We start from the raw sequence: 22,990 nt of genomic DNA, 5'->3' as shown, positions 1-22,990 counted from the left end.
CGGGTCAAGAAAGACTTCTGATTTCATGGTCACTTCGACGACCCACTCGATTTCAATAAATCCCAGCTATCTGCCGGGCACGATGTTAAAAATATACCCGCTGCTTTGGCCAGGCGATAGGCTTGGGCTGCGCAATCACTTCCGGCTCTTTGCTTTGCACGACCCTATCCAGGGTGAAGGTACTCGCAGTCTTCAGGGCCGGACAAAACCTCGTCGGCAGACAGGAAGCCAGGTTCAGCTTGCCGTCTTGGGACAGGATGCGTCTGTCGCCAAACCAGACGCAGCACACATCGTTCAGCTGGCGAATGCCTCGTCCGATCGCCTGTCGTAGTTTTCTGCGCGTGCTGATGACGGAGCGCCCATAGATCGTGGCCGTTATCACCGAAGGCGAGAAGCCTCGTTTCAGCATCGAGCTCCTGATGATTTCAGCCACTGACTGATCAGGCGGCGCAAATGGAATACGGGTGATGACCAGGTTCTTGACCAGACCGGGCAGGTTGACGCCTTCCCAGCAGGAGGGGGAGAGAAGAACGGCTCCGTCTGTTTCGGAAAAGCGGACCAGCAGTTCCTGGAGGGGATCGGTTTCCGTATGCTGGATCAGGGTCGTGATATGCGGGTGTCTCAAACGGACACTGGCGGCGATCATGCGGGTGTCCCGGTAGGATAAGGTGAGGGCGAGCACCCGTTCGCCGGAGGCCGAGGCGTTGGCAATCATATCGGCAGCATAGGCGATCCATGCGGGATCGCTGGAAAACTCATCGTCCGAAACGGACAGGGTGGGCGTTGGAGCGTTTTCGTCAGGCAGCACAATGGACAGCGCGCCAAACTTGGCCGGCTCGAATAGTCCGGTAGTCAGGCGGTAGTGGCTGGACTTGAAAAGTCCCAGGGAATGCGCCACGGATTTCAGCGAGGATTCTCTGCCATCGCTTAATGTCGCCGAGGTTAGCAAAGCCGCTTCCAGATAAGGCTTCCTATCCTGCTCGGGGGCATCCTGCCATAACCGGCCGAACAAAGTGCCTGGATTGGGATCAACAGCGCGAAGGGAAGGGTAGCGCCGGACTTCGGAAAAGTGAATGATCGGTATCGTCGAAGCCGAATCCTGAGCGAGTCGTGACCTGAATTCCGACAAGGATTGCCTGTGCAGGACCATTTCAGCTATCTGCTCGTTGTCCGAACAGGATTTCAGCGCCTGGTCAAAATAGGGCAGAAGCTGAGAAATCTGGAAACTGATCTCAGACGCCAGGACCGGATTGTTTAACAGATTCACATGCGCATCCCGGCCGGTATCTACACGGCTGGCCAAGTCGCAAATCGTCCGGATGCCATTGACAATGCCTTGGCTGGCCGGGTCATCGTTTCTGTCAAACAAGGAGCGCATGGACATGAGTGCGGCTGATCGTTGCGACAGCTGTTCGGCAGCCGATTCTATCCGGTCGGCTTCGTCGGCCACGATAATCGAGATCGGGGCTTCATCCGGCGCATCCAGTACCGAGAATTCCTTGGAACGCGCATGCAGCAGCGTAAGGCTGTGGTTGGTGATGATGACATCGGCCGCTTTGGCAAATTCCCTGTGGGCCAGATAACGTTGTTTTTCAGATTCCGGCAGATAGGGTTCGCAGCAAATTTCAGCGGTTAGAAATTCAATCGGAATTTCACCGTGCAGCCTGTTCCATTCCAGGAACAGGCCCGTTTTTGAGGAAGTGGCCCAGTCGATAAATTGCTTGGCGGCATCCGATGGCTCGGTGACGCCTTTGATTGCCAATGCCGTCCGAATTCTTAACGGACTCACAAAATTGCGCAGGCCAAGACGCGGGGCTACGGTGAGCGACTTTCCCGTCAGTTCGTGAATAATCTGCCTGGCAATATCGACATCGCCGCCGGCGCAGAGTAGCTGCGATTGCAGCTGAATGGTGTAGGTGGAGATCGCGACCCGTTTACCCTCGAGGGCGGCATAAGCCAGCAGAGGAATGGCATAGCCAAGCGTTTTGCCAATGCCGGTGCCGGCTTCGAGCAAACCGATGGCGGTTTGTTCCGGTGAGCCGGCATCAAAGCATTGCGCGACTTGAGCGGCATACTCGATCTGCACGGGATTGGGCACATAATTCTTAACGAATTTTGACAACGGGCCGTTTTGGGCGAACGCTTGTTCAGTAATTTGGGAAATTGTTATTTTCTGCATAGGAATTTATATCATAGACATATTTATCAGTGATTTACCGCACATCAAAAATTGAGCAATTTATTATTAGTCTTGGGCCAAAATACCTGGCATCCCTGCCGGCTATTACTTTGTTAAACAGTAACTGGCGATCCATTATTTTTAACAACAACCCCAAAGAAGGGGAAATACGGCAATAAAGCTCATGGCGACCAGATCCAGCACTAACCTCTAGAGGAAAAATCATAGCGCTCGGCTGCACAAGGTCATGTAGACCGCCAACTCCTATTTATCAGGAGAAATGCCCAATACCTTAAGCTCTGCCTTCTTATTGATAACACAATCAAAAACTCCAGAAATGGAGAAATGTAATCTCTACTGGCCCCTGCACATAGGGGAAATACTTCAGGATGGTATTCACGGCAGAAACGTTCAGAGATAATCCAGGGTCGTCGTTTATATTTCCAGCAACCCCTACGCCATAGGGGAAATACATAAGTACCATTCCCGAATATGCCAAAGTCCTGCAACCCCTAATATTTATAGGGGAAAAATACCAAGACCTTCGACTTCAGCAGATTCCCGGCCACTCTAAAACTCCTATAAGAAGGAGAGATACAATTGACGACTCGTAAGTCGTTGTTTAACAGGCCCCTACGCATAGGGGAAATACCTCGTCATTGCTCATCTAATTCAAGGTGTTGTTTCTACAACCCCTACACATAGGGGAAATACTGCAATATGTCATGGTTGTGCAGTCGTACCTGCCTACAACCCCTACACATAGGGGAAATACTCTAGCTGTAAGTCAATGTTTTTAAATATATTATCTCCGGTATAAATTGCCACCAATTCGAACGATGCGTTACGCGGGCAATAGCGCCTGCTCCGTGCAGTTTTCCATCGACGATTTGAATTGATCCTCGGCCTCGGTCAACAGCGCCCGCAACTGATCCCCTTGAATAAATAGGTCCACAAATGGCTCCAGGGTAACCGTGCCTTTGATCCCATTCACTGAGGTTTCCCATTCGCAGCGAACAACACCGCAGCCATGCGCCTGATGAGCGCCGAGCAGGGGCTTTTGCGCAAACCTTCTCAATGCCACAACCAGCAGCCCGAGTTCAGTCAGGGTAAGGTCTTGCCCAACGATGCGCTGATTCAACGGCATCAGTGGTGGGATGATCTCGTAGCCGGATAACGGCATTTGAATACTGACAGACGTGCCGGCAAGGTCAGACGCTCGATTCATCTGGCCGGTCAATTGCTCTACCAGTTCAGTTTTTTCCTTGAGCGCCGCTTCGTCGCCATGCTTTCTCGCTTTTTTGATGTCAGCATTGCATTCCTCAATCTGTTTCTTCAGCCTGGATACCGTGCGGCCGGCATTGCAGATATCATCCAGCGCCGCCGCGGAAGTTTCGTCCAGCATGGTGATTTCCGATGGCTTGCGGCGAACCGGATCGGTTCTGATGCCCGTGACAATCGGTGGCACGAAGGCATGGGAAGGGATGGCATGACCCACTGACAAGCGGCCTTCTATCCAGGGATGGTTCGGTCCCGATGTGGCGCCGAACAATGAAATTAACGGATTCCGATCCCGAAAAGCCTGAATCGCGCTGATGTTGATGCTGCCTTCCGGACCGGCCGTGCTGACGCCACCGATCGTCAACAGCCGGTGCAATTCCAGCCCCCATTTCTCGTCTTTCATGAATGTAAAAATACTGTCGCGGGCCGCGCGCCGTAATGCGCCACGGATGCCGGCAGCGGGAAAATAGGGCATATAGGCAAGACCGGCGGTATCCTGAAAATATTTGGCCATGCGCGGCAATCTGGCCGTTTTGTCGTCGCCTTGCTGGTATTTCTCGCTCGTTGCAACTTCGCGATCAGGCTTAATCGGTGCAGTGGCCAATGGACTCGCCTCATGAGGCGTTACCGTTCCCGTCATGACAATGTTGAATGATTCCATTTTATTTCCCTTCTTGTTATTGATTATGAGTGTTGATGATTTTTAGCATGCCGAAACCCAGGCCTTTGTGCCGGCCAATACCCTCTGTGAGCGCTTTCGAAAACAGCGCACTATCGATGACCGTCAGATTTCCCGAGTAAAAAGCCTTGTTTAAGAAAAATACGGGATGGCCCGGCTTTACGACCGGCAAGGCTTGGGTGTCGGCTACCAGTAACGGATGATCGATTTGGAAGCCGTGTCTTAACGCGTGGCGATCAAGCCAGTCGACCAGCTGATCACGCGACAAGCAGGGCACTTCACGATTAGCCCCGGTTTGGCGTGTGGAAGCACACGCTGATAGAGCGAAATTAAGCGTTATGCCGGCCTCATAAGCCGTTTTGACCGGGGTCGATTCCGGCGGAAGATGGTCCGGCCGTGCCCTGATCGTAATGAGCGCCCCCTCTCGGGACGGCAGAAAATTGCAATCGTGGTGGAAGTGCCGGGTTTGGTCAGGCGATTGCCCCATGACTTGCCAGGTCGCCTTATGGGCGGCATAGACGTCCCTTACGGAAGCGGCCAAAAATCTGATTTCGGAAAGAGCATTATTTGCTTGCATAGGAACACGCCATTATCCATTTGTATTCTGTTGAACCGATCAAGGGCATGGATCGGATAATTTCAGTGATGCCCGGCAACTTAACCTCGGCATCGCAGATCGTCTGCCTGGCCTTTTGAAGGCCAGCTTCCGGCAACAAGCCTCTGGCGATAGCGCTATAGCTCGCCACGGATTGCTGAAGCAACTTCTGCGGGATTTCAGCCCGGGTAACGGCAGCGACGCCATCGCGCACTTTCCTGGCATCAATGCGATCGATGGTGTCGCCGGAAAGGTAGATCAGATCTTTCGAATAGCTCGCCCTGAGCTGGCTGCAGATGTCCGCGTTGGCGTTGCCGAAGCGGATCAGCATGAAAGGCGGTTCCGGTGGGTTCAAAAGCGCTTTCATGATCAGTTCATTCGGCGTGGCATGGGCGAGATTTGCCTGAGGCAACGTTTTGAACGCCTGCAGGTTCTTTTCGGAAGTCGTGGTCAGCTCGGCAAAGGCCGGGGTAATGAGCGCGGCCCAGCCGCCACCCATACGGCCCGGCGTGCCTATGCCCTGGTAACTGCCGGCAACGGTCACGCATACGTCACAGAAGGCGTGAGTAGCACCGCTGTGCCGGGGGCCTTGGGCGCCGCACCCCGAGCATTGAGTAACGCCTTGCTTGGGAGAATTGCCCGACAGGCCGCACAAAGCGAACGCACGTTCGCCGAACCACTGGTGATAGAGCGCTAAAGCCGCTTGGCCTTTTGAATTCATGCAGCCTCCTTCAGAAAATCCACATCGTCCTGATTGATAAGAAGTGTGGTTGGCAGTGCACAAAGATCGGCCTGCGTGAAATCGAAATAGTTGGGCTTGTAAGTCGCCCTGTCCAGGTGAGCGTGGGAAAGATCAATTCCCAGCTGTTGGCATATTCGGGTCGGCACGGGACGAGCCAAACTGTCATCCGGCAATTGCAGGGAGAAATCCCGCTGGATGGGCGTTACGGAATAAGCGCTGACCTGACCGTAGCCGGCATTATATCGCTTGCCAAGGCCCGGGAGTCTGGACAGAATCCTGAGCGTCTCATCCGGATCGCCGCAGCCGAGCCAGATCACCTTGGCGGCATGAAACGCCTGATAACGATCGAGCCTGGCTTTGTCGGGAAACGAAACCGTCGATACGATCAGGCCGCTCTTTTTATTTGGCTTGATGCGCGGGTTGCTGCAATCGCGAACCGTCAGACGCGCCACAAAAGGCGCTTCGGAGGTGATGGGGTTTCCGACCAGAATCCCGGCGGAAGCGTGGTAAACGTCAGCGGTTCGTCTGAGCGGCAGATGGGCGTCATCCTCGCCGCGCAATTGACAGGAAGCCGACAACAGGGAGTCGAGCGTCAAATAAGCATCCGGCGAAAGGATCACCGGGCTGTCCAACACCGCCTCAATTAAAAAAGGAATTGTTTTTGGCATATTTTTTCTTATTGATAACACAACACAAGTATTAAGTTCGCACGGATAGCCGAATATGCAAGCAGCGAAAGTACTGCTTTTTTAAAAAAAATCGAGCGCCATTATGCCGCAAGAAAAAAGTTTGTGTCGGGTCGAAAAACGCTCAAAAACGGCCTCTTTTGAATTTGCCCTGGTTTTTTGATCTGTGTTAACGGAAAACGGGAAAACTGAAGCCAAGCGCTGTGAATCTGAAAAGAATGCTGATATTTCCTTTCTGTGGATCTTGTCAGGACGCAGTGAATTGAGACTGAATGGGGCCCGGCCAGGAAAGACGAGGCCCGGTATAACTTAGAAATACATTGATTAAGAGAGACTGGAGAAAAATAAGCAAGCCCGCGCGAACGCGGGAAATACTTCAGTCTAACTTTAAGTGGGCACACATCAACTCATGAAGCGTGAGAAAGACTCAGCACCCGATATACTGGCGTACCCCATTAACCCACGCGAGCGTGGGAAAGACTTCGGCAGCCTGGACAAGAGAAACCGACGGCATCATTAACCCTCAAAGCGTGGGAAATACTTGGGATGTTACCTCTTTTATTGGCCAAGAACCCATTAACCCACGCGTATCGTGGGAAATACAAACAGTGCGCATTGACATATTTGTAGATGTAGCCATTAACCCACGTTAAGCGTGGGAAATACTCGTGGAAGACGCCGAGCGGTTGCACCATCTGCCATGAACCCACGCGTATCGTGGGAAATACGATTGCATGACCGCGGTAATATGGTCGTCCATCCATTAACCCACGTAAGCGTGGGAAATACGTAATCTGAATCTTCGTTTGATATCGCGTTTGACTACAACCCACGTAAGCGTGGGAAATACTCTATTCGTAAGTCGTTAAAGATTAATCCAAACCTGAATAACGACAAACTCACCAATGCATTTAAGCACAACTCGAAAAAAATACAAACGCCAATCAGGCAAAAATATCGCCTTTGGGACAGGTATGCCTGAACTTTAGATAAAGATAATAAAGCCGCAAGAAACACAAAAATTCAATCAGCGTGAACAGCAGCCAGTAATCGACATAGACAAAACCGAATCTCGACAAGGCCAGCGTGCAAAATGCCACCAGAAAATCAGCCGACCCGACGGCAAGGATCATCAGGATGCCCGGTTTGCGAAAAAGGAAGAGGCAGACCGCCACACTTAAGGTCATATACAAGGCCGAGGTAATAGGGTAGCACATGATGCCGACCATGATTCCGTAGCCGAAAAGCATAGCCCATGATGCATAGGTTCTTGGAATCTCGTCCCAGGTGATACGCCAGGACAACACTTTGAGGTACAACTCTAAGGGCATGAGCAATAACTTGAGCAGATCTAAGATAGTTTTCAAAACAGACTCCTTTCAATAGTGAGTTCAACAGCCAAAATCTGAAACAGATGCTGGATATCCGAAACCCTGGCGCCATCATACGTCCCCGCCTCGATGGCTTCGATGATTATTAACTCACAGCCGGATAAATTGGCAAGCTGCGGGATCGTCAGTTCCCTGGCCTCGCGCGCGGCCCGGATCGCCTGCGCGATGTCCGGGAATATCGTCTGATTAACAGCGGTTGCTGCCGGATCTTCAGTAAGCTCGCTCCGCTTATGGGGTTTGGGCGGCTTGCCGGGCTTGCCGGTCCATTCCCACAACTTGCACAGGCCCAGCCAATAATCGTAGGCCGTTTTCTCGGACAGTTCCCGGTGCGATTTCCAGAAGTTGATGGCATGCCGGGCGCCGATCCGGTGTAAGGAAGTGACTCGCTCCTGCGCATCCGTGTATTCGAGAAAGTCCACGATCAGCGATACCTGCTTCCTGCGGTTCTGCTTGCCGCCGCGACGCACATAGTCGTGGGTATAGGCTTTGAGTTCCTCAGCCCAGGTACGCATGGGAGATCTCCACCCGGGAATGACCCAGTTCCGTTGAAATTTGCAGCCGGGCCTGACGGTCGAGTTCCTTGGCTTCGGCTTCCGGAATGGCCAGATAGGTGGCCAGCTTGGCGATCCTCCCCTGGTGTTCCCAGCCGGCTTCCAGCGGGCACGGCGCCTTGACCAGTTCCCGGTAGCGGTTCTGGGCGTAGGCATGGCGTTCGGCATGGAAACAGAAGTCAACGGCCGCCGCCTGAGCGTAACATTCCGCACGGAATTTCACATAGGTCAGCTCCTTGGGGATCATCGAGCGCCCGTTTTGCAGGTTGGCAGCGGCCGCCAGCACGCGTTGCCCGTTTTCATCGCAGGGCACGCGTCGGGGTCTGCCGCCTTTGGTGCCGGCCTTGATGGCGATGACGCCGGCTTGTTCGGCCTGCTTTAACGCCGCTTGCGCATCCAGCAGACAGCTTTCCTTGAAGCGCAGGCCAAAGGTGCGCTGCAGATCCAGGAGTTGTGCCAGCCGCTCGTCGAGGTCCGGCTTGATAGCTTCGTGCTGAGGTTCCGAAACGGATTTTGTCGCCTTCGGAATGTACTGGCGCTTGTCAATGCCGCAGTCCGCACCGGGCTTGACTGTCTGCCATTGCCCTCCGGTGGCCAGCCGCATGACACAGTTCACCGCAGACAGGTAGTTCTTCGGCGCCGAGGCGCTGCGGTACACGCCGGCTTCCAGCTGCCGCTGCAGATGCTGGCCGTAGCCGATCACAAACTCGCGGCTGACCTTTTCCATCTTGTTGACGCCGTGTTCCTCGGCGTAGGCGCAAAACAGCCGCCAGCGATCGCCGTAGTCAGACTGGGTCTTGAAGCCGTTCGGCGAGCGTCGTTTCAGAATCATCTTGCCAGCCGAAAACAGATCACGGCTGCCGATGCCAAAATTTCTGCTCATAGGATCTCCTCTTTATAAAGCGTGGTGTGGGTCTATACCCGTTGGTCCAGGTAAGCTTTCAGCGGCTCGATGCCCAGCACGCCGATCTCTTTGGCAATGCGATGCCGGGTGTGTTTATCCAAGCCTTTGGCTTCGGAAAGGGTCTTGCCGGCGTGATCAGCCAGCGCCTGCAGGTGCGCGGCCTGATCGAGCCCTGAAACCATCGGCGCCGGCAGGCAGGTGAGTTCCTGATAGCGTTCCCGCACATAGACGCCCCGGGCCGTATGGGTGGAATAGCCTTTTCGGGCCGCCAGTTTCTTGTGCGCGATGACGAAATCGTCATAGGCCATGGGCTTGGGCAGGCGTTTTTGTAAGCGGCGGGCCGCGATCGCCTGGCCGAGTGCCTGCACGGCCACGGGCCGGCACGGGACTTGCCTGCGCATGCCGCTGCGCCAGCTGGCCACGGTCACAAAGCCGGTGCGCCGCCCTTCGGTCAATGCCTGTTTCAGGTCCAGGCTCAGGGCTTCCCGGAGGTCCACGCCCAGCGCGGCCTGCAGTGCCAGCAGATAGCCGGCCAATTCCGTGAGGTCGGGCAGGCCGTCCTGGCCCAGCGCCGGTTTCCGCTTGGGAATGCAGGATACCGCGGCCAGGCCGCAATCCTGACGGGGGCTGACGGTTTGCCAGGCATCGCCGCGTATCGCCTTCATGACGGTATTGAGGGCCGACAGGTAACCCAAGGGCGCCGCGGTGCTGGCGTAGTTTCCGTTGAGGAATTCGGTCTTGAGATAGCGTCCGTAACGGATGATGTGTTCGCGCGTCACCGATCCCAGCGTGTCCAGCTGGCCGCCGTCTTGGCTGATTGACCAGATGCAGAATTTCAGCCATTGGCCGAGTAAATGGCGTTGTTTTTTCAAGTCCTCGCTGTAGGCCAGCGTGATTTGTGAAGCGCCCTCTCTATATAAGGTATGGCGCCGGGTTCTGTGCCGTTGTAATGTTTTATCCATGGTCAATTCCTGAGAGGTTCGAGCCAGCCCTTGGCAAGACCCGCCCGAACCGATGCCGAAACGGGCTTTGGTTAGTGCACCTCGGCCGCAAAAGAGGGGCGCCAGGTCCTGACGAAATTGATCAGGTCCGGATCGTTCACCGAGCAGGTGTCAGGAAATCGGGACAGGGTGGCCTGAACAAATTCCGTCTGGATCGCGTGTTGAATATCCAGCGTGACCTGGAACAGCGCTTCGCGATCAATGGCCGGATGCAGCAGCCGATCACGTTTTTCCAGCGTCCAGAACAGAATCCGCGTGTCGGCGTGGAGTTTGAAGGCACTGGTGTTTTTCAAGTGGAAATGGGGCGGCAGGATCTGGTTGAGGCCCTGGAGGTTTTTTATCCTGGCGGGGGCCGAGGCGGCCTGAAGCGCTGCGCGCTCACAGTCAATAAAATAGCGGCGGATGGTGCGGCCCATTTCATTGCGTTCGACCATGGCCAATTCCTTGGCCATGTCGAGCGTTATGACGTATTCGATTGATGGTCTGCCGGATTGAGGGTTTTCGCCAGATTTGGCGAGAACCTCGTGGGCAGTTTGAATCGAATAGTCAGTACCTTCGATAAATCCGTAATCCGCGATCCGTTTTTTAATCCAGTTAGAAAAATCCCGCCCAATATCTAAAAAGCCATGCAGCTCACGCGCGTCCACGGCCTGCGTTGGCACGCCGCCAATTTCCGTGGCGAAAACAGGGATCAGGGGGTTGGCAGGGTTTGGTAAATCAGTGCTCATAAATTCTCTCCAATATTATCAACAGGATGGGTAACAGCCCCATCCCCAAACAGCCAAGATAGCCGCTTGGGGGTGGGGCCGGGTTGTCCGAAACATTCTTTTACGTCGCGAGCAGGCATAAACCGGCCCCGTGGGGAATCCCAAAAGAGATTCCCCGGATGCCTCTTTTTCTGCGGACACATTCTCGCGACAACGATGAGCATGAAATGCCGGGACTAACCTCCTGGCAGGGTGCAGAAAAAATAAGAACATCAATGCGCGTTTTGTCTACCCGCTGCGCGACGCGGGATCTGTATGGTTACGTGCCGTTCCTCTCGCAGTGGGTGTCAGGCGGGCTGGCGTCCAAAATCGACGACAGGCTTAGCTGGTCCTTGAGGAAATTCAACGTGGAAAATATATCGATTCCCAGCTTTTCCTCCACGGAAACGACGGGACGCCTTGAAATAAGCCATTGTTCTGCAAGCATTAAAATGGCTAACTGGAAAGATATTTTTAGTGTCTATGTTTTTTAAAAAAAGAACCTAAAAATTTTTTGAGGCCGCCAGGAGGCTGGGGCTCAGAATAACGCCGGTTATCCGGGGTCAGAAATACCCATGATCGCCGCCCTGATGGCGAGGGTATTGGGGATTAAACCCAGTTCGATTGGCCATGAGCCGCTGGACGCCAGGGATTGCGCCAGCCTATCGGATGCTGAGCGGGGGCCGGAAACCGGCCAAAGGAAGGAGCGCGAGGCGCTGAATTTTGGACAAAACTGTCCCGTGACCGCCCCAGGCGGTTTTTTCGAAAGGGACCGACGTTGAGTCGGTTAACTAAAATCAGCCAAAAATGGCCTTAAAAAACAAATAGTTATAATAGCCCCAGGGCATCCTACCACCTCGTCAGAGGCAATCCGGGGTCGCCGATATTTTTATATCCCGCTATCGTCCGCGGGTTTATCGGGTGAAGCGTCCTGTTGCCGTCAAACCCATCTATTGCCGGCGATTGTGCCAAACAACAGGCCTCCATGTCAATCCCAAGCTCAACCACTCAAACTATTTTGAAAGGTCAGCGAAAAACGGCGTCTTTCGACCCGACACGTTGGGCCGGGATCTGGCATAGTGGCGCAGCGGCACTGGCGGCGGGCGTTTGAACGCGTCTGCCATCGGCTCAGACCGGCTCAGACTGGCTGAGGCGGGTTCAGGCAGTGAGCCCGCCGGGCAAGCCCGGGCGCCAAGACGGCTTCAGGCTGTCTCTGACCGACTCAGGCCGGCTCAGACCGGGCGAGGCTGGTTCAGGCGGTGAGCTCGCCGAACAAGCCCAGCCACCGAGACGGCTTTAGATCGGCTGAGGCCGGCTGAGACCGACACAGGCCGGCTATCGCCGGCGCTGGCCCGCAGCGACCTTTTTTAACGACAACCGAACACGCACAACGGAGTTTTATACATATGCAGATTTCAGCGATGGACATTGGTTATGGCAACGTCAAATTCACTCTGGGGCGGGAAGGGCCACGCATCGATTGCGGCCATTTTCCCTCGGTCGCCCCGATCAACCGCGGCGTCGACATCGGCGGCGAGGCCATGGCGAGAAAAGACCTGACCCGGGTCAGCGTCAATGACGTCGAGTATTTGATCGGCCGGGACGCCCTGCTGGCGATCAAGACCGGTACCGGCCGCGTGCTGAGCGCCGACTATCCGGAACGGGACGTGTATCTGGCGCTGGCCCGAGGCGCCCTGGCGCAGATGAAGCGGCCTGCGATCGACCTGCTGGTGACGGGGCTGCCGGTCAATTTCCATGCCCAGTACTGGCAACGGCTGGAAGAGCGGCTGACCGGTGTGCACGCCTATCCGGACGGCAGCGAGGTGCGGGTCAAAAAGACCTGGGTGATCCCCCAGCCGGTGGGCGGCTTCCTGAACTACTGCCTGGAAAACCAGGCGTACAATGCCCTGCGCGCGTCCAACTGCCTGGTCATCGATGTCGGCTTTTATACGGTCGACTGGCTGGTTTGCCGGGGCCTCAAAGTCATTGACGAGCGCAGCGGCAGCGTGCCGGGCGGCATGTCCAAGCTGCTGGAGACGCTGGCGCTGGTTCTGACCCAGGAGCTGGGCGAGCCGTTTGAGGACATCAACCGGCTGGACATCGCCCTGAATAACCAGAACCAGCTGGACTGGTACGGTCAGAAATTCGACTTCAGCCATTTGCTGCCGAAGGTCGAACCGGTGATTAATAGCGCCTGCGAGAGCCTGGCCAGCAGCGTGGGCAGCTTCAGCGACATCGCCCGCGTGGTCGTGGTCGGCGGCGGCGCCCGGCATTACCTGGGCGGCATCCAGAAGCTCTGCCGCCGGAATACGGTCGCCGAAGTCAGCGAGTCGATCTATGCCAACGTGCGCGGCTTCAAGATCGCCGGGGAGCAGAAAGCCCGTGGCTAGCCTGGAAGTTTGCGTGTTGATCGACGCGGACGCCGATCCGGAACTGTACCAGTACCTGGATTCGGTGCACAAACGGCGGCGGGCCGAACACATCCGGATGCTGGCCGCCAGCGGGCTGGGCATCGGGCTCAGGATTGCGCCGCCAGCGCCGCGGCAGCAACCGCTCCCGGAGCCCCAGCCTGAGCCCAAAGCGATGATGCGCGAGGCACAAACGGCCGTGGCTATTGCCGACGATCAAGCGGCCATCATGGCCGAGGAGAACGCCATCTTCGGCGACCTCGGGCATCTGACCTGGAACAATCAATAATCCAACATCAGCCATTGAGGTGACGATGACACAGCATAACCGTAGCGAAACAACAACCCGCGCAAACGACAACCACGAAGCGCGCGATGAAAGCCGGGCTGGCGATGTGGCTGGGCCGGCACCCGATCGCCAGCAAAAAGAACAGGCCTTGCGCCAGGCGTTGCAGGAGGCCAACTTCTAATGACCGGGAGCCGGATGGCCAACCGCACAGGTTTAAGCTGAAAACAGACCGGCCGCGGTCAGCGCGCGGCGGCGGGGATGCCGGCCGTCGCGCCCAAAATCGAGCCGCTGATCTGGACGGTGTTGGTGAGTAATAAAGTAGTTACCAAATGAAAGCGTAAACCATTGATTCTATTCACTCACATTACTTCGCATTTTGAATAAAGTTGTTAACAATTGGAATGGCTTACCGAATTTGCATAATTAGTTGCTACGCTGTTGCAACACGCGAAAAACGTAGCTACAATGTAGCCACTACATTAACTGGGAGAAGACAATGAAGAATGTAGTGCAAATTATTCTAGGCGCCCTAATCGCCGCATATGAACAATTATACTCCCGAGCAATTTGAAGCAATTATTGAAATCAACCAAATTTCTGGCATTCCTCTAATGCACCTTGACGAACAAATGGAGATCGGCGGCAATGTATCGATTGCAACCTGGGTGATAGACAACGATGCCGGGCTGGACGAAGTCGTAGCGGCTGCATTGAAAGTAATGGATCATTGCTCGTAAATGATTGCGAGTAATTCCGCACGAATACCATAAATAACAAGAGAAAACAGATTCCGAGGCGTTCAAATGCACACTGAAATTAAGAAATGGGGCAATAGCGCCGTCGTTCGATTACCGGCTTCGATGCTTGCGCGGTTAAAGCTGGAAGTGGGTTCGCCGGTCGAGCTGACGGTTGACGACGCTGGTTTTCGAATTGTGCCCACGGCTGCCAAGCCTGTATTCAAGCTAGATGATTTGCTGGCTGGCATTACTGCCGATAACCGTCATGATTCTATTGAGTGGGGTCCAGACGTGGGCCGCGAGGGCACATCTTAATGGCTGCGACGTATATACCCGAACGCGGCGATTTGGTTTGGATCGCGTTCGATCCGCAGGCAGGGCATGAACAAGCGGGGCGCCGCCCCGGTTTGGTTATTACGCCACACGCTTATAACGCGAAAGCCGGGTTGGCGTTGATTTGCCCTGTGACAAGTCAAGTTAAAGGCTATCCCTTCGAGGTCGCTTTACCGGTCGGCGGCCGGGTCGGTGGCGTGGTGTTGGCGGATCAGGTTCGTAGTTTGGATTGGGCCGCGCGGCAAGCCGAAAAGGCATCTAAAGTGGATGGCAATGTGCTAGCCGAAGTGTTGGCAAAGATCGAAGCGCTCATTCAGTAAACAACTTTATTACGCCGTGTTAACAACTCTATTACTTTGTTAACAACTTAATGCTCTTCGACAGACGGCAGCAAAAGACAAGGCGGATTAACCGGCCTACCCAGCGCCAGCCGGTTTGCCAGAGCGGGCTGGCGCTGAACCGATTCAGGGCTTTGAGTGACAGGCGATAATAACTAACAGATATAAGTATTCGTTATAAAATCGTCAATGGCGTCCCGGTCTGGCCAAGGCTACCTTGCTAATAACCGGGCGATTTAACCCGCCGTCTACGGTGGCGTCAGGTCATGCCAGGTGGACGTGCAAAATGTCATGCCGAACCTTTGTGTGCGTCGCCATGCCTGGCAACGGCTAGAGAGAGAAAATAGGATCACGTTGCTGTCTTTGCCGATGCGGCCAATGCGCTAACAATACGACGACAACATTCCGCATCAAACAAAGCCCGATGATACTCGCCATCAGGCGATACCGCGCCGGCGATTTTCATTGCATGGCATAAATTAGGAAATCTGCCGCCGTTTGTTGCTGTCAGTAAATCCATAGTACAACCCCAACGAGCAGGCTCAATATAGGGTAAATCGTAAGCCTTACACGTTTGCCAAAGCATGCGTCTATCAAAGCCCGCATTATGACAAATCGCAAAATGACCAGAAATAAACCGGCGCACCTGCGGATAGACCGCAGGCCAAGCCGGGGCGCTACTAAGTTCTTCGCTCGTAATACCCTGCACACAAAAAGCACCTTCACTTACAGAAACCGATGGGCGAACCAAGGAATGAAAAAGCACAGCTCCGGTTTCATCAAGAATGGCAATTTCTATAATCTGATCGTCATGCGTCAGCCCCGTCGTTTCTGTGTCGATAACATTGGACCGGTCGCTAACCAGTCAGCAGCAACAGCGCTAACCCTGGCTTTCTCTTCCGCTAAACGCTCTTCGTAAGTTTGCTCAAGGCATTGGTCACACAAGCCTCGTTGCATGAGTCTATAGTCTTCCCGTCTGCCACACCGGCGGCAACGCATCGTGCCGATCAATTCCCGGCCCGCTTTCAACGCGGCTAATTGTGCCTCAGTTGGCGCACGGTATGGCCGCATTACTACGCATTCATTACGAAAGTAGGCGGTTACAAATCCCTGGCCCTGCCAATATAGCAGTGTCGGTGTCTTTAAAATGGGCTTAAGGCGCAAGGCCCGTAATGCCGTTTTATCTAGATAGCCTTGTTCGGCGGCTTCGCTTTTAGTCGGGTATCTGCGTGTCATCTATTTCCAGCACGTTTATTTATGACCCTTTAACGCCAGGCCGCCTGTCTGATGGCCCGCATGTCACGCACCGCCTTTTTCATGTCATCCACCACCTGTGCCTGATATTTCTCGATCCAGTCCGCCTGTTTCGGGTGATCCGGACTTTTATCGGCGGCTGTCCGGCCTGGGTGTGAAAACCACTTATTGAGTATGGCCCGGTCAATGCCGCGTCCCGTCCAGCCTTTAACCAGATGCAGCGCGAGCGTGGGAGTCAGGTCAGCCTCCTCGGCGATTTCTAATTGTTCGAGCCAGTGAAAAAGCACCGTCTGCTTGTAGCGTTTGGCGGCGGCCGCCTTCCAGGCCCTCTGCCGGCCCAAATCCAGCTCGATGGCTATTTCAATATCCGCCTGATAGTGATCCAGGGTATACAAAACGAGCGTTCTACCGTCTTTAGCCATGCTTGGCATTCCGTTATAACTAAAACATATATATACTAGCTAAATAATGCCGCGTTAGCAACCGGTCGGGCCCGTCAAGGCGTTGTTCGGGCTTGCCTGCGCCTTAGGCGTGTGGCATTTTTGAAAACCCATGATAACCTGCTCTAACTAACTGTTGAGATATTCCGCCTTATCGCCATGAAAAAAAACACTGATACCTATTCCCTGGCTTACGAGTGCTGCGACCAGGTCTTCCTGGAGGAAGGCCGGTTCCCGACCATCGACGCGATCCGGGAACGCATCCACATCAACAGCCCGGCCGTGATCAAGCGGGCCATGAACGACTGGACGCTGCATTTCGTGGACAAGCACCGCCGGAAACTGGAACATCCCAAGATGCCGGCAGCCCTGGTCGATGCCGCTGAATCGCTCTGGCAGCTGGCCCTGCAGCAGGCCCAAGCCGCTTATGGCGAGCGCCAAGCCGCGCTCGACCGGAAGGAAGCGGACTGGCAAAGCCGGCTGCAGGCCCTGGAGCAGGCGCGGGCGGACCAGGAACTGGCCTGGCAACAAGAAGCCGGGCGCATGGCCCAGGAGCTGACGGCGCAGGCCGATGTGGTGCTGGAGCTTTCCGGCCAGCTGGGTACGACCGCCGCCCGTCTGGAAAACACCGAACAGTGGCTGGCCGAGTCCCGGCAGGATCTGTCGCGCGCGCAAGGCGCCTTGGCCGAAGCCAGGGCCGCCAACGAAACTCAGGCCCGGGAGTGGACAATCAAGTTCGAGAAAGACCACGAATGGCACCTGCGGCGCATCGAGGAAGAAAAGGATCTGTTGAAAAAGCGGCAGGCGAAGGCCCTGGCCGACCAGAAGCGGGCGCTGGAACTGGCCCAGATCGACCAGGAAGCCTTGCGCATCCGGTTGACCCAGATCATGCATCAGGTCGGCGACAGCCTGGAACGGCAAAATAAACTGGAAGCCGAAAACGCGGCCTTGCGCGAGCAACTGGCCCAGGCGGAACAGGCGCTGGCCAGCGAGCGCGAGAAAGCCAAAAAGCTGTCGTCCCTGGTGAAAAAGCAGCGCCGCCGGCCTGCCAGGCTCACCGCGGAGCGCGCGTCATGAAGCTCCAGGAAGCCGCCTTGCTCAGGGGCTGGATTCAGGGCGTGCCCTGGGACGTCCTGGGCGAATTATACCTGGAGGACGCCGAGCGCGTGGACGTCATGCGGGCCGTGAAGCAGCTGCGCAAGACGCTGGCCGTCAAGGCGGGCCGGCTGGGGCTGGAGGCCGACGCCCAGCTCTGGGAGCAGGAGCGCGCGTATACGCAGGACTGGACGCAGCGGGCCTTGCGCTCCTTTTCTTTGTTGAATGCCCGGCCCGACCCCATCCCTCAGCCCGACGATGCGATCGGGCGCTGGCTGCCGGCCGACCTGATTGCCCGCCTGTCAGCGATCGAGGCTAAATCGCTGCAGGCGCTGGCCGACTTCATCAACCGCCAGGGCGGCGGCTGGTGGCAAGCCGTGCCGGGCCTAGGCCAGCAATCGGCGGAGGCCATCCATGAGTTTTTCCGGGCGTCCGAACCGGACTTGGGGCTAAAGCTGGATCTGAGCCGGCGCAATGCCCTGGCGACCGGTAGCCAGATCCGCAGCCAGGATATCGCGCCGCTGGAACGCTTTGCGCCGCCCGCGCACCTGGCTGGACAGGACGGCCGCAACCGGGCGCCGGTCGAGCGCTGCCGGATCGAGGCCGGCAATGATTACGAAGCCATTGTGGCTTGGCTGTCCCTGTGGAACGACGGCACGCCCACGCACCGGGCCTACCGGAAGGAGGCCGAGCGCTTCCTGCTCTGGGCCGTCATCGAACAGCGCCAGGCCTTGTCCTCGCTGACCACGCCGGACTGTGCCGCCTACCGGCGCTTTCTGGCCGCCCCCCAGCCCGCAGAGCGCTGGATCGGCAAGCCGGCCCCGCGCTGGTCGGGCCAATGGCGGCCGTTCAAGGGGCCCTTGAAGCCTTCTAGCATCCGCCAATCGGAAGTGATCCTGAGCGCCCTGTGCGAATGGCTGGTCGGGCAACGCTATCTGGACAGCAATCCGTTCATCGGGCTTAGCACGCAGGCGTTCGGCCGCCGCAACCCGGGCGCCGACCGGGCCCTGTCGCCGGCGCTCTGGCATCAGGTTCAGGCCTTTGCCGTCACCCGGGTCAGCGATTCCACATTAACCGACAGTCAGCGCGCGCTGTACCGGCGCACTTCATTTGTGCTGACCTTTGCCTATGCCACGGGCCTGCGTTTGCAGGAGCTGGTCAACGCCACGGTCGGCGATTTAAAACAGGTCAGCACGCCGATCGGTGAGCAATGGTGGCTGGAGGTGCTCGGCAAGGGCAACAAGTATCGGGAAGTGCCGATCTCGCCCGCGCTGCTGGCTTCGATCAACGGCCATCTGCAGGACCGGGGCCTGAAGTCGGTCGGCTATATCACAGCCGATACGCCGATCATCGGCAAGCTGCGCGGCGAAGCCAAGGCGGTCATCAGCGCCTCGGGCCTGTACCAGACGCTGAAAGGCTTTTTCCAGGAAGCGGCCGAGGCGCTCGCCCCTGACGATCCGCTGGCGGCCGAACGGCTCCGGCAGGCCAGCACGCACTGGCTGCGCCACACCCACGGCAGCCATGCGGTGGCTCAGGGCGTACCGCTGGCGATCGTCCGCGACAACCTAGGCCACAGCAATATCGCCACGACCTCGATCTATGTCCATACCGACCGGGACGAGCGGTATCAGGCTATGCTCGAACTAGGCAAAAAATAATTCATAATACCTAGAACCATCAGTCCACTTTACTAGGCATTTCCTGATATTCATCTGTACCATAATGGTACAGTTCGGTTTGGCTATTCACCTGTACCATAATGGTACAGTTCAGCCTTATGATGCACGTCGTTAGAAAAAAAGATACAGTTTTAGGCTTGCATCTTTTTTTATATGTATAAAATAGATTTCGTTACTCAGTAAAACAAACGGTATCATTTCAATACCCTCCGGAATATGTCATTTATAAAAGAAAGGTTAAAAAAACAGATGAATAATCAAGCTAAGAAACTGGCACCAGTCATAGTGATCTCCAATAATAAAGGGGGCGTTGGCAAGTCTACCGGAGTGGTAAATATCGCCGCGGAAATTGGTGAAAGAGGTTATACGGTTCTTGTTATTGATGTAGACCCTCAAGCCAATGCCAGCACTCACATCAGTGTCAAACATCCATCCTTGCTGGATAAAAATGCAACTGCATTATTTCGAGGAGGCATTGAAGACATCACTGAGTCGATTTTGACAGAAACCAATGTCGGTTTCGAAAACGTAAACCTTATCCCTGGTTCTCTTGAGCTTGACCAGTCGGTTGAAGAATCGCTGAGAAACTATTCGCCAAGACCTTATGAAGAAATGCGCAACCGTATCGAGATGCTGCGTGAAGTCTATGACGTAATCATTATCGACACCCCACCATCGCTCAGACTGCTTACCGGAAACGCATTAGCCGCCTGTACGCATTACCTCATTCCGATCGAGACAAGCAGCCAATATCCTTTATATGGCGTTTCTGACTTGATTGCTTATATTAACCGAATAAAAGGCGCCATCAATCCCGATATGATCGATTTGGGCATTTTGATTTCGAGGCATGATGACCGCAGGCGGGCATGCAAAGCTATATTAGAGACAGTCAGTGAGAAAATTGGTAACGTCCTGCCAGTTGTTATTCATGCCGGTGCTGTCGTTGGCGATGCGTCCATTGCGCAAGTCCCTGTAAGAAAAATAGATAAAGATGGGAAAGTGGCAAAAGACTTTGCCGATCTGGCAGACTACATCATCAAGACATTGGATCTGGAAAACAAACAAGAAAATAGTCATGTCTAGCTTCATTCTTGAAAGACATTTTTATTAATAGTAAGGCAGAGACGGATACTTGAGATGAACGAAACTCCACAGCAAGAAGAAACTCCACAAAACGAGACACCCAAAAAATTATCCCCCAAAGATCTACTGAAATCCAAGGCCATGGGTAACTTTGATTTGCACAGATCTGTAGAGCCTCGTTTTTCACTGCTTGGCAACGAAGGTGAAAGCCTGCAAGTCGCCATAGAATCACTTGATCCTAATCCGTGGCAGCCACGCAAAGACTTCAAAAAAGGAAAAATCGAAGAATTGGCGGCTTCCATCGAAGATCATGGGCTCATTGAACCGATTGTGATCCGAAGACATGAAAATAGGTTTCAGATCATGGCTGGTGAAAGACGGGTTAGAGCATACCAATATTTGAAAAAGTCCCATATCAATGCAATTATAAAATCTGCAGACGATGTGCAAATGGCACTTATCGCTTTGGCAGAAAACATAGATCGGGAAGATTTAAGCGATTATGAAGTGGCAGAATCTATCCATCGCATCCAGAAGATGGAGATGTTTTCTGAAAACAAATCACAGTTGGCTCGCTATCTAAAAAAGACGCGCACAGAGTTGTACCGGTACCTGGCATTTATGGAACTGCCTACATGGCTGAGAGAGAAGTTGGATAAGAAGCCTTCACTGATTAACAGAACGGCAGCGGAAGATCTGAAGAGATTATTTGGTAAAGAACCAGATGCAGCGGAAAAATACCGTGATGCAACAATAAAAGCACTTGAACTTGTAGAATCTGGTGGTCTGTCACAAATACATCTAGTATCTGAAATTGAGCGAATTGCAGACCGTGAAGCTAAAAAGAAATTGGGCGCAGGCAATGACTCCTCAATTGCTCAGGCATTGGAACCGATTTTCCTTCTCAACGCGAAAGGCAAAGCGGTGGGTAAGATGAAAAATAACGGAAAAAAACTCACTATAACGATAGCGGCTAATACGCTTGACGAAGAGCAAGAAAAAGAACTGCATGAGTTTTTGAACGAGTTGCTCAAGAAAAAAGCAGCCAGCGAAATGGGATCAGGATGATCTGGGATAATATGCTGTACCTTAGTGGTTGTAAATTGATAATAAAACAATTACTTTAACTTTATTACACTTGACTGCGAGGCTACGGCCGGCGGCTGGTAAGTCACATTGGTGTGGCGCAGCTAGTGCTTGGTCATGAGTGAGAGCTGGGCTCGAATGTACGGATTTATTAGTCAGAAAAGGAGGAAATGTGACCACAGATGTGATTAGTGTCTTCGCGATCAATGGCATCGCAGGAGCAATCGGCGGAGTCATTCAAATAGTATGGCAAGAACTAAAGGGCAGAAAACTGTCGTCGCCGTCATTTGTCGACAGAGACTTCCAGGAACCGCTTCCCATCGCTGCCAGAAAAAAGTTTCTTTTTTCCAATGGTATTTTTGCAGGGGCGTTCGGTGGCGTATATGGGTGGGGCTTGCTGGCTATTTTCGGTTCTGCCAACATGCCAAATGATGGCGCGCAGTTATTTGGTGCATTTATCATTGGATACATTGCCCGTTGCAGCCTGGCAATGCTACATAAACAGCAGGTATGACCTTCCTAGGTAATCGCTAGCCACGAGCCTGGTATTGAGTCTTGCAAGCATATGGGCTCGGCCATGAGCGGGGGGCGATAGCGAAGCTCCTTTGAAGCGTTGGGTTGGGTACATGGATAACCTATCAGGTTTTCAGATTTGAAAACCTGCCACCCATTCCGATACAAATCCGGTCAAATTTTGAACGCTCGAGTTGTGCCAAAAAGAGACAATCAAGAATCTCAGCGTGATGGCAGTAGCAAACCAGAAAACTGCCGTTCAACGCAGAATTAACCAGCGCGCGCCGGCATTGCACGCGTCCGGGCTGAATGACGTGTTAGAGGTCGGCGAAAACTTACTAGTAGTCATCACCATAATCCTCGTCTTCATCCTCACTAGAATTCTCTTCTTGTTCCTCGGCGTAGGCTTGGCAGCCTTCAATAAAGGATGCGGAGCTACCGTCGCAGTCGTCTGGATCATCGATGTTCTGTTCCTCAGCCCATTCGTATCCCGCTTCGTGGCCCGAGCAATTTTTGGTGCACTCATAGCCTTTAAACGTCGAAGATGCATACGCGGTTGTGTAACTGCAGTTCAGACTGGCCAGCACGGCAATGATGGAAACACGCAGCGTACTAAAATTAACTCTCATGCAACCTCTAACAAATGATTATAAAGTTTCTGTATCTCTTCCTGTGTCAGATGATATACGGCTTTTAATCTTGATGATAGTCAGGTGTATACAACAAATCGATCGACCAAATTTTTGTTGCAAGGTCAGATAGGGGCGAACCTAGACTTCATGAATGAAACAGCTTCGGCCAGTAGCGGCCGGTTAGCATTGCCGAGCCAATGGCAGGAAAACTCCAGAATGCTGCCATGTATAACGCCCCCCGTTAACAGGCGGCTGCAAGCGCAGATGGTAGACGTCCTGCTGAACAACCAGTTGGACGAAGCCGCTAACGCGGAGAAAAAGCCCCAGTGCCCGATTATTTATAGA

27 protein-coding genes are annotated in these 22,990 nt (G+C 54.2%); 13 read left to right on the top strand and 14 right to left on the bottom strand.

Annotation, left to right across the window (positions count from 1 at the left end):
- Nucleotides 1-85: 85 nt before the first annotated feature.
- The 10 genes from IT781_RS11035 to IT781_RS10990 form a co-directional block, all read right to left on the bottom strand.
- Nucleotides 86-2,179, bottom strand: a complete 2,094-nt coding sequence (locus IT781_RS11035; protein ID WP_194970212.1) for an ATP-dependent DNA helicase — start codon at nt 2,177-2,179, stop codon at nt 86-88.
- 844 nt (nt 2,180-3,023) lie between these two features.
- Complete coding sequence (locus tag IT781_RS11030; protein ID WP_194970211.1) at nt 3,024-4,121, bottom strand: hypothetical protein; 1,098 nt, start codon at nt 4,119-4,121, stop codon at nt 3,024-3,026.
- Nucleotides 4,122-4,137: 16 nt separating this feature from the next.
- Nucleotides 4,138-4,716 carry a type I-E CRISPR-associated protein Cas6/Cse3/CasE gene (cas6e, locus tag IT781_RS11025; protein WP_194970210.1) on the bottom strand — a complete coding sequence of 193 codons (579 nt, stop codon included), beginning with the start codon at nt 4,714-4,716 and terminating at the stop codon, nt 4,138-4,140.
- Nucleotides 4,703-5,455 (bottom strand): hypothetical protein, encoded by a 753-nt coding sequence (locus tag IT781_RS11020; protein WP_194970209.1) that lies wholly within the window; start codon nt 5,453-5,455, stop codon nt 4,703-4,705. Before IT781_RS11020 ends, cas6e begins: the two co-directional genes overlap by 14 nt.
- The gene (locus IT781_RS11015; protein WP_194970208.1) at nt 5,452-6,144 is read right to left on the bottom strand and encodes a hypothetical protein; all 693 of its coding nucleotides are present in this window, start codon (nt 6,142-6,144) and stop codon (nt 5,452-5,454) included. Before IT781_RS11015 ends, IT781_RS11020 begins: the two co-directional genes overlap by 4 nt.
- 962 nt (nt 6,145-7,106) lie before the next feature.
- A complete protein-coding gene (locus IT781_RS11010; protein WP_194970207.1) occupies nt 7,107-7,529 on the bottom strand; it encodes a hypothetical protein in 423 nt (140 codons plus the stop codon).
- Nucleotides 7,526-8,065, bottom strand: coding sequence for a RodZ family helix-turn-helix domain-containing protein (locus IT781_RS11005; protein WP_194970206.1), 540 nt, complete (start codon nt 8,063-8,065; stop codon nt 7,526-7,528). The genes IT781_RS11010 and IT781_RS11005 overlap by 4 nt, the downstream gene beginning before the upstream one ends.
- Nucleotides 8,049-8,987, bottom strand: a complete 939-nt coding sequence (locus IT781_RS11000) for an integrase domain-containing protein (RefSeq protein ID WP_194970205.1) — start codon at nt 8,985-8,987, stop codon at nt 8,049-8,051. The genes IT781_RS11005 and IT781_RS11000 overlap by 17 nt, the downstream gene beginning before the upstream one ends.
- A gap of 32 nt (nt 8,988-9,019) precedes the next feature.
- A complete protein-coding gene (locus IT781_RS10995; RefSeq protein ID WP_194970204.1) occupies nt 9,020-9,970 on the bottom strand; it encodes a hypothetical protein in 951 nt (316 codons plus the stop codon).
- Nucleotides 9,971-10,041: 71 nt separating this feature from the next.
- Nucleotides 10,042-10,737 (bottom strand): antA/AntB antirepressor family protein, encoded by a 696-nt coding sequence (locus IT781_RS10990; RefSeq protein ID WP_194970203.1) that lies wholly within the window; start codon nt 10,735-10,737, stop codon nt 10,042-10,044.
- A gap of 158 nt (nt 10,738-10,895) precedes the next feature.
- Between IT781_RS10990 and IT781_RS10985 the strand changes: the two genes are divergently transcribed.
- The 8 genes from IT781_RS10985 (at nt 10,896) to mazF (ending at nt 14,842) form a co-directional block, all read left to right on the top strand.
- The gene (locus IT781_RS10985; RefSeq protein ID WP_194970202.1) at nt 10,896-11,249 is read left to right on the top strand and encodes a hypothetical protein; all 354 of its coding nucleotides are present in this window, start codon (nt 10,896-10,898) and stop codon (nt 11,247-11,249) included.
- Between the two features lie 81 nt (nt 11,250-11,330).
- Nucleotides 11,331-11,537 carry a hypothetical protein gene (locus tag IT781_RS10980; protein WP_194970201.1) on the top strand — a complete coding sequence of 69 codons (207 nt, stop codon included), beginning with the start codon at nt 11,331-11,333 and terminating at the stop codon, nt 11,535-11,537.
- Between the two features lie 624 nt (nt 11,538-12,161).
- The gene (locus IT781_RS10975; protein ID WP_194970200.1) at nt 12,162-13,145 is read left to right on the top strand and encodes a PRTRC system protein D; all 984 of its coding nucleotides are present in this window, start codon (nt 12,162-12,164) and stop codon (nt 13,143-13,145) included.
- Complete coding sequence (locus tag IT781_RS10970; RefSeq protein ID WP_194970199.1) at nt 13,093-13,452, top strand: hypothetical protein; 360 nt, start codon at nt 13,093-13,095, stop codon at nt 13,450-13,452. Before IT781_RS10975 ends, IT781_RS10970 begins: the two co-directional genes overlap by 53 nt.
- 25 nt (nt 13,453-13,477) lie before the next feature.
- Nucleotides 13,478-13,633 carry a hypothetical protein gene (locus IT781_RS10965; protein ID WP_194970198.1) on the top strand — a complete coding sequence of 52 codons (156 nt, stop codon included), beginning with the start codon at nt 13,478-13,480 and terminating at the stop codon, nt 13,631-13,633.
- A gap of 361 nt (nt 13,634-13,994) precedes the next feature.
- The gene (locus IT781_RS10960) at nt 13,995-14,189 is read left to right on the top strand and encodes a hypothetical protein (protein WP_194970197.1); all 195 of its coding nucleotides are present in this window, start codon (nt 13,995-13,997) and stop codon (nt 14,187-14,189) included.
- Nucleotides 14,190-14,255: 66 nt separating this feature from the next.
- On the top strand, nt 14,256-14,504 hold the full coding sequence (locus IT781_RS10955) for an AbrB/MazE/SpoVT family DNA-binding domain-containing protein (RefSeq protein ID WP_194970196.1): 249 nt from the start codon (nt 14,256-14,258) through the stop codon (nt 14,502-14,504).
- Nucleotides 14,504-14,842 (top strand): endoribonuclease MazF, encoded by a 339-nt coding sequence (gene mazF, locus IT781_RS10950; RefSeq protein WP_194970195.1) that lies wholly within the window; start codon nt 14,504-14,506, stop codon nt 14,840-14,842. Before IT781_RS10955 ends, mazF begins: the two co-directional genes overlap by 1 nt.
- Nucleotides 14,843-15,209: 367 nt before the next feature.
- Here the strand turns inward: mazF and IT781_RS10945 are convergent, their stop codons facing one another.
- From IT781_RS10945 to IT781_RS10935, 3 genes are read right to left on the bottom strand one after another with little or no spacing between them, the layout of a single operon-like run.
- Nucleotides 15,210-15,647, bottom strand: a complete 438-nt coding sequence (locus IT781_RS10945; protein ID WP_370526987.1) for a 3'-5' exonuclease — start codon at nt 15,645-15,647, stop codon at nt 15,210-15,212.
- A 29-nt stretch (nt 15,648-15,676) separates the two neighbouring features.
- Nucleotides 15,677-16,096 carry a hypothetical protein gene (locus IT781_RS10940; protein WP_194970194.1) on the bottom strand — a complete coding sequence of 140 codons (420 nt, stop codon included), beginning with the start codon at nt 16,094-16,096 and terminating at the stop codon, nt 15,677-15,679.
- 29 nt (nt 16,097-16,125) lie between these two features.
- A complete protein-coding gene (locus IT781_RS10935; protein WP_194970193.1) occupies nt 16,126-16,536 on the bottom strand; it encodes a hypothetical protein in 411 nt (136 codons plus the stop codon).
- Nucleotides 16,537-16,713: 177 nt separating this feature from the next.
- Between IT781_RS10935 and IT781_RS10930 the strand changes: the two genes are divergently transcribed.
- The 5 genes from IT781_RS10930 to IT781_RS10910 all read left to right on the top strand — a co-directional run bounded on the left by IT781_RS10930 (nt 16,714) and on the right by IT781_RS10910 (nt 22,014).
- Nucleotides 16,714-17,631 (top strand): DNA-binding protein, encoded by a 918-nt coding sequence (locus IT781_RS10930; protein WP_194970192.1) that lies wholly within the window; start codon nt 16,714-16,716, stop codon nt 17,629-17,631.
- Nucleotides 17,628-19,307 carry a tyrosine-type recombinase/integrase gene (locus tag IT781_RS10925; RefSeq protein ID WP_194970191.1) on the top strand — a complete coding sequence of 560 codons (1,680 nt, stop codon included), beginning with the start codon at nt 17,628-17,630 and terminating at the stop codon, nt 19,305-19,307. The genes IT781_RS10930 and IT781_RS10925 overlap by 4 nt, the downstream gene beginning before the upstream one ends.
- A 270-nt stretch (nt 19,308-19,577) precedes the next feature.
- Complete coding sequence (locus tag IT781_RS10920; RefSeq protein WP_194970190.1) at nt 19,578-20,414, top strand: ParA family protein; 837 nt, start codon at nt 19,578-19,580, stop codon at nt 20,412-20,414.
- Nucleotides 20,415-20,468: 54 nt separating this feature from the next.
- Nucleotides 20,469-21,482, top strand: a complete 1,014-nt coding sequence (locus IT781_RS10915) for a ParB/RepB/Spo0J family partition protein (RefSeq protein ID WP_194970189.1) — start codon at nt 20,469-20,471, stop codon at nt 21,480-21,482.
- Between the two features lie 190 nt (nt 21,483-21,672).
- Complete coding sequence (locus IT781_RS10910; protein WP_194970188.1) at nt 21,673-22,014, top strand: hypothetical protein; 342 nt, start codon at nt 21,673-21,675, stop codon at nt 22,012-22,014.
- A gap of 337 nt (nt 22,015-22,351) precedes the next feature.
- Here IT781_RS10910 and IT781_RS10905 read toward each other — a convergent pair whose 3' ends face one another.
- A complete protein-coding gene (locus IT781_RS10905; protein WP_228779076.1) occupies nt 22,352-22,642 on the bottom strand; it encodes a hypothetical protein in 291 nt (96 codons plus the stop codon).
- Nucleotides 22,643-22,990 lie beyond the last annotated feature (348 nt).

Origin of the sequence: Methylobacter sp. BlB1, from assembly GCF_015476545.1 — a bacterium.
Lineage (GTDB): Bacteria > Pseudomonadota > Gammaproteobacteria > Methylococcales > Methylomonadaceae > Methylobacter.
The sequence above is the reverse complement of the archived record's forward strand: the minus strand, read 5'-3'. Positions and strand labels throughout refer to the sequence as shown.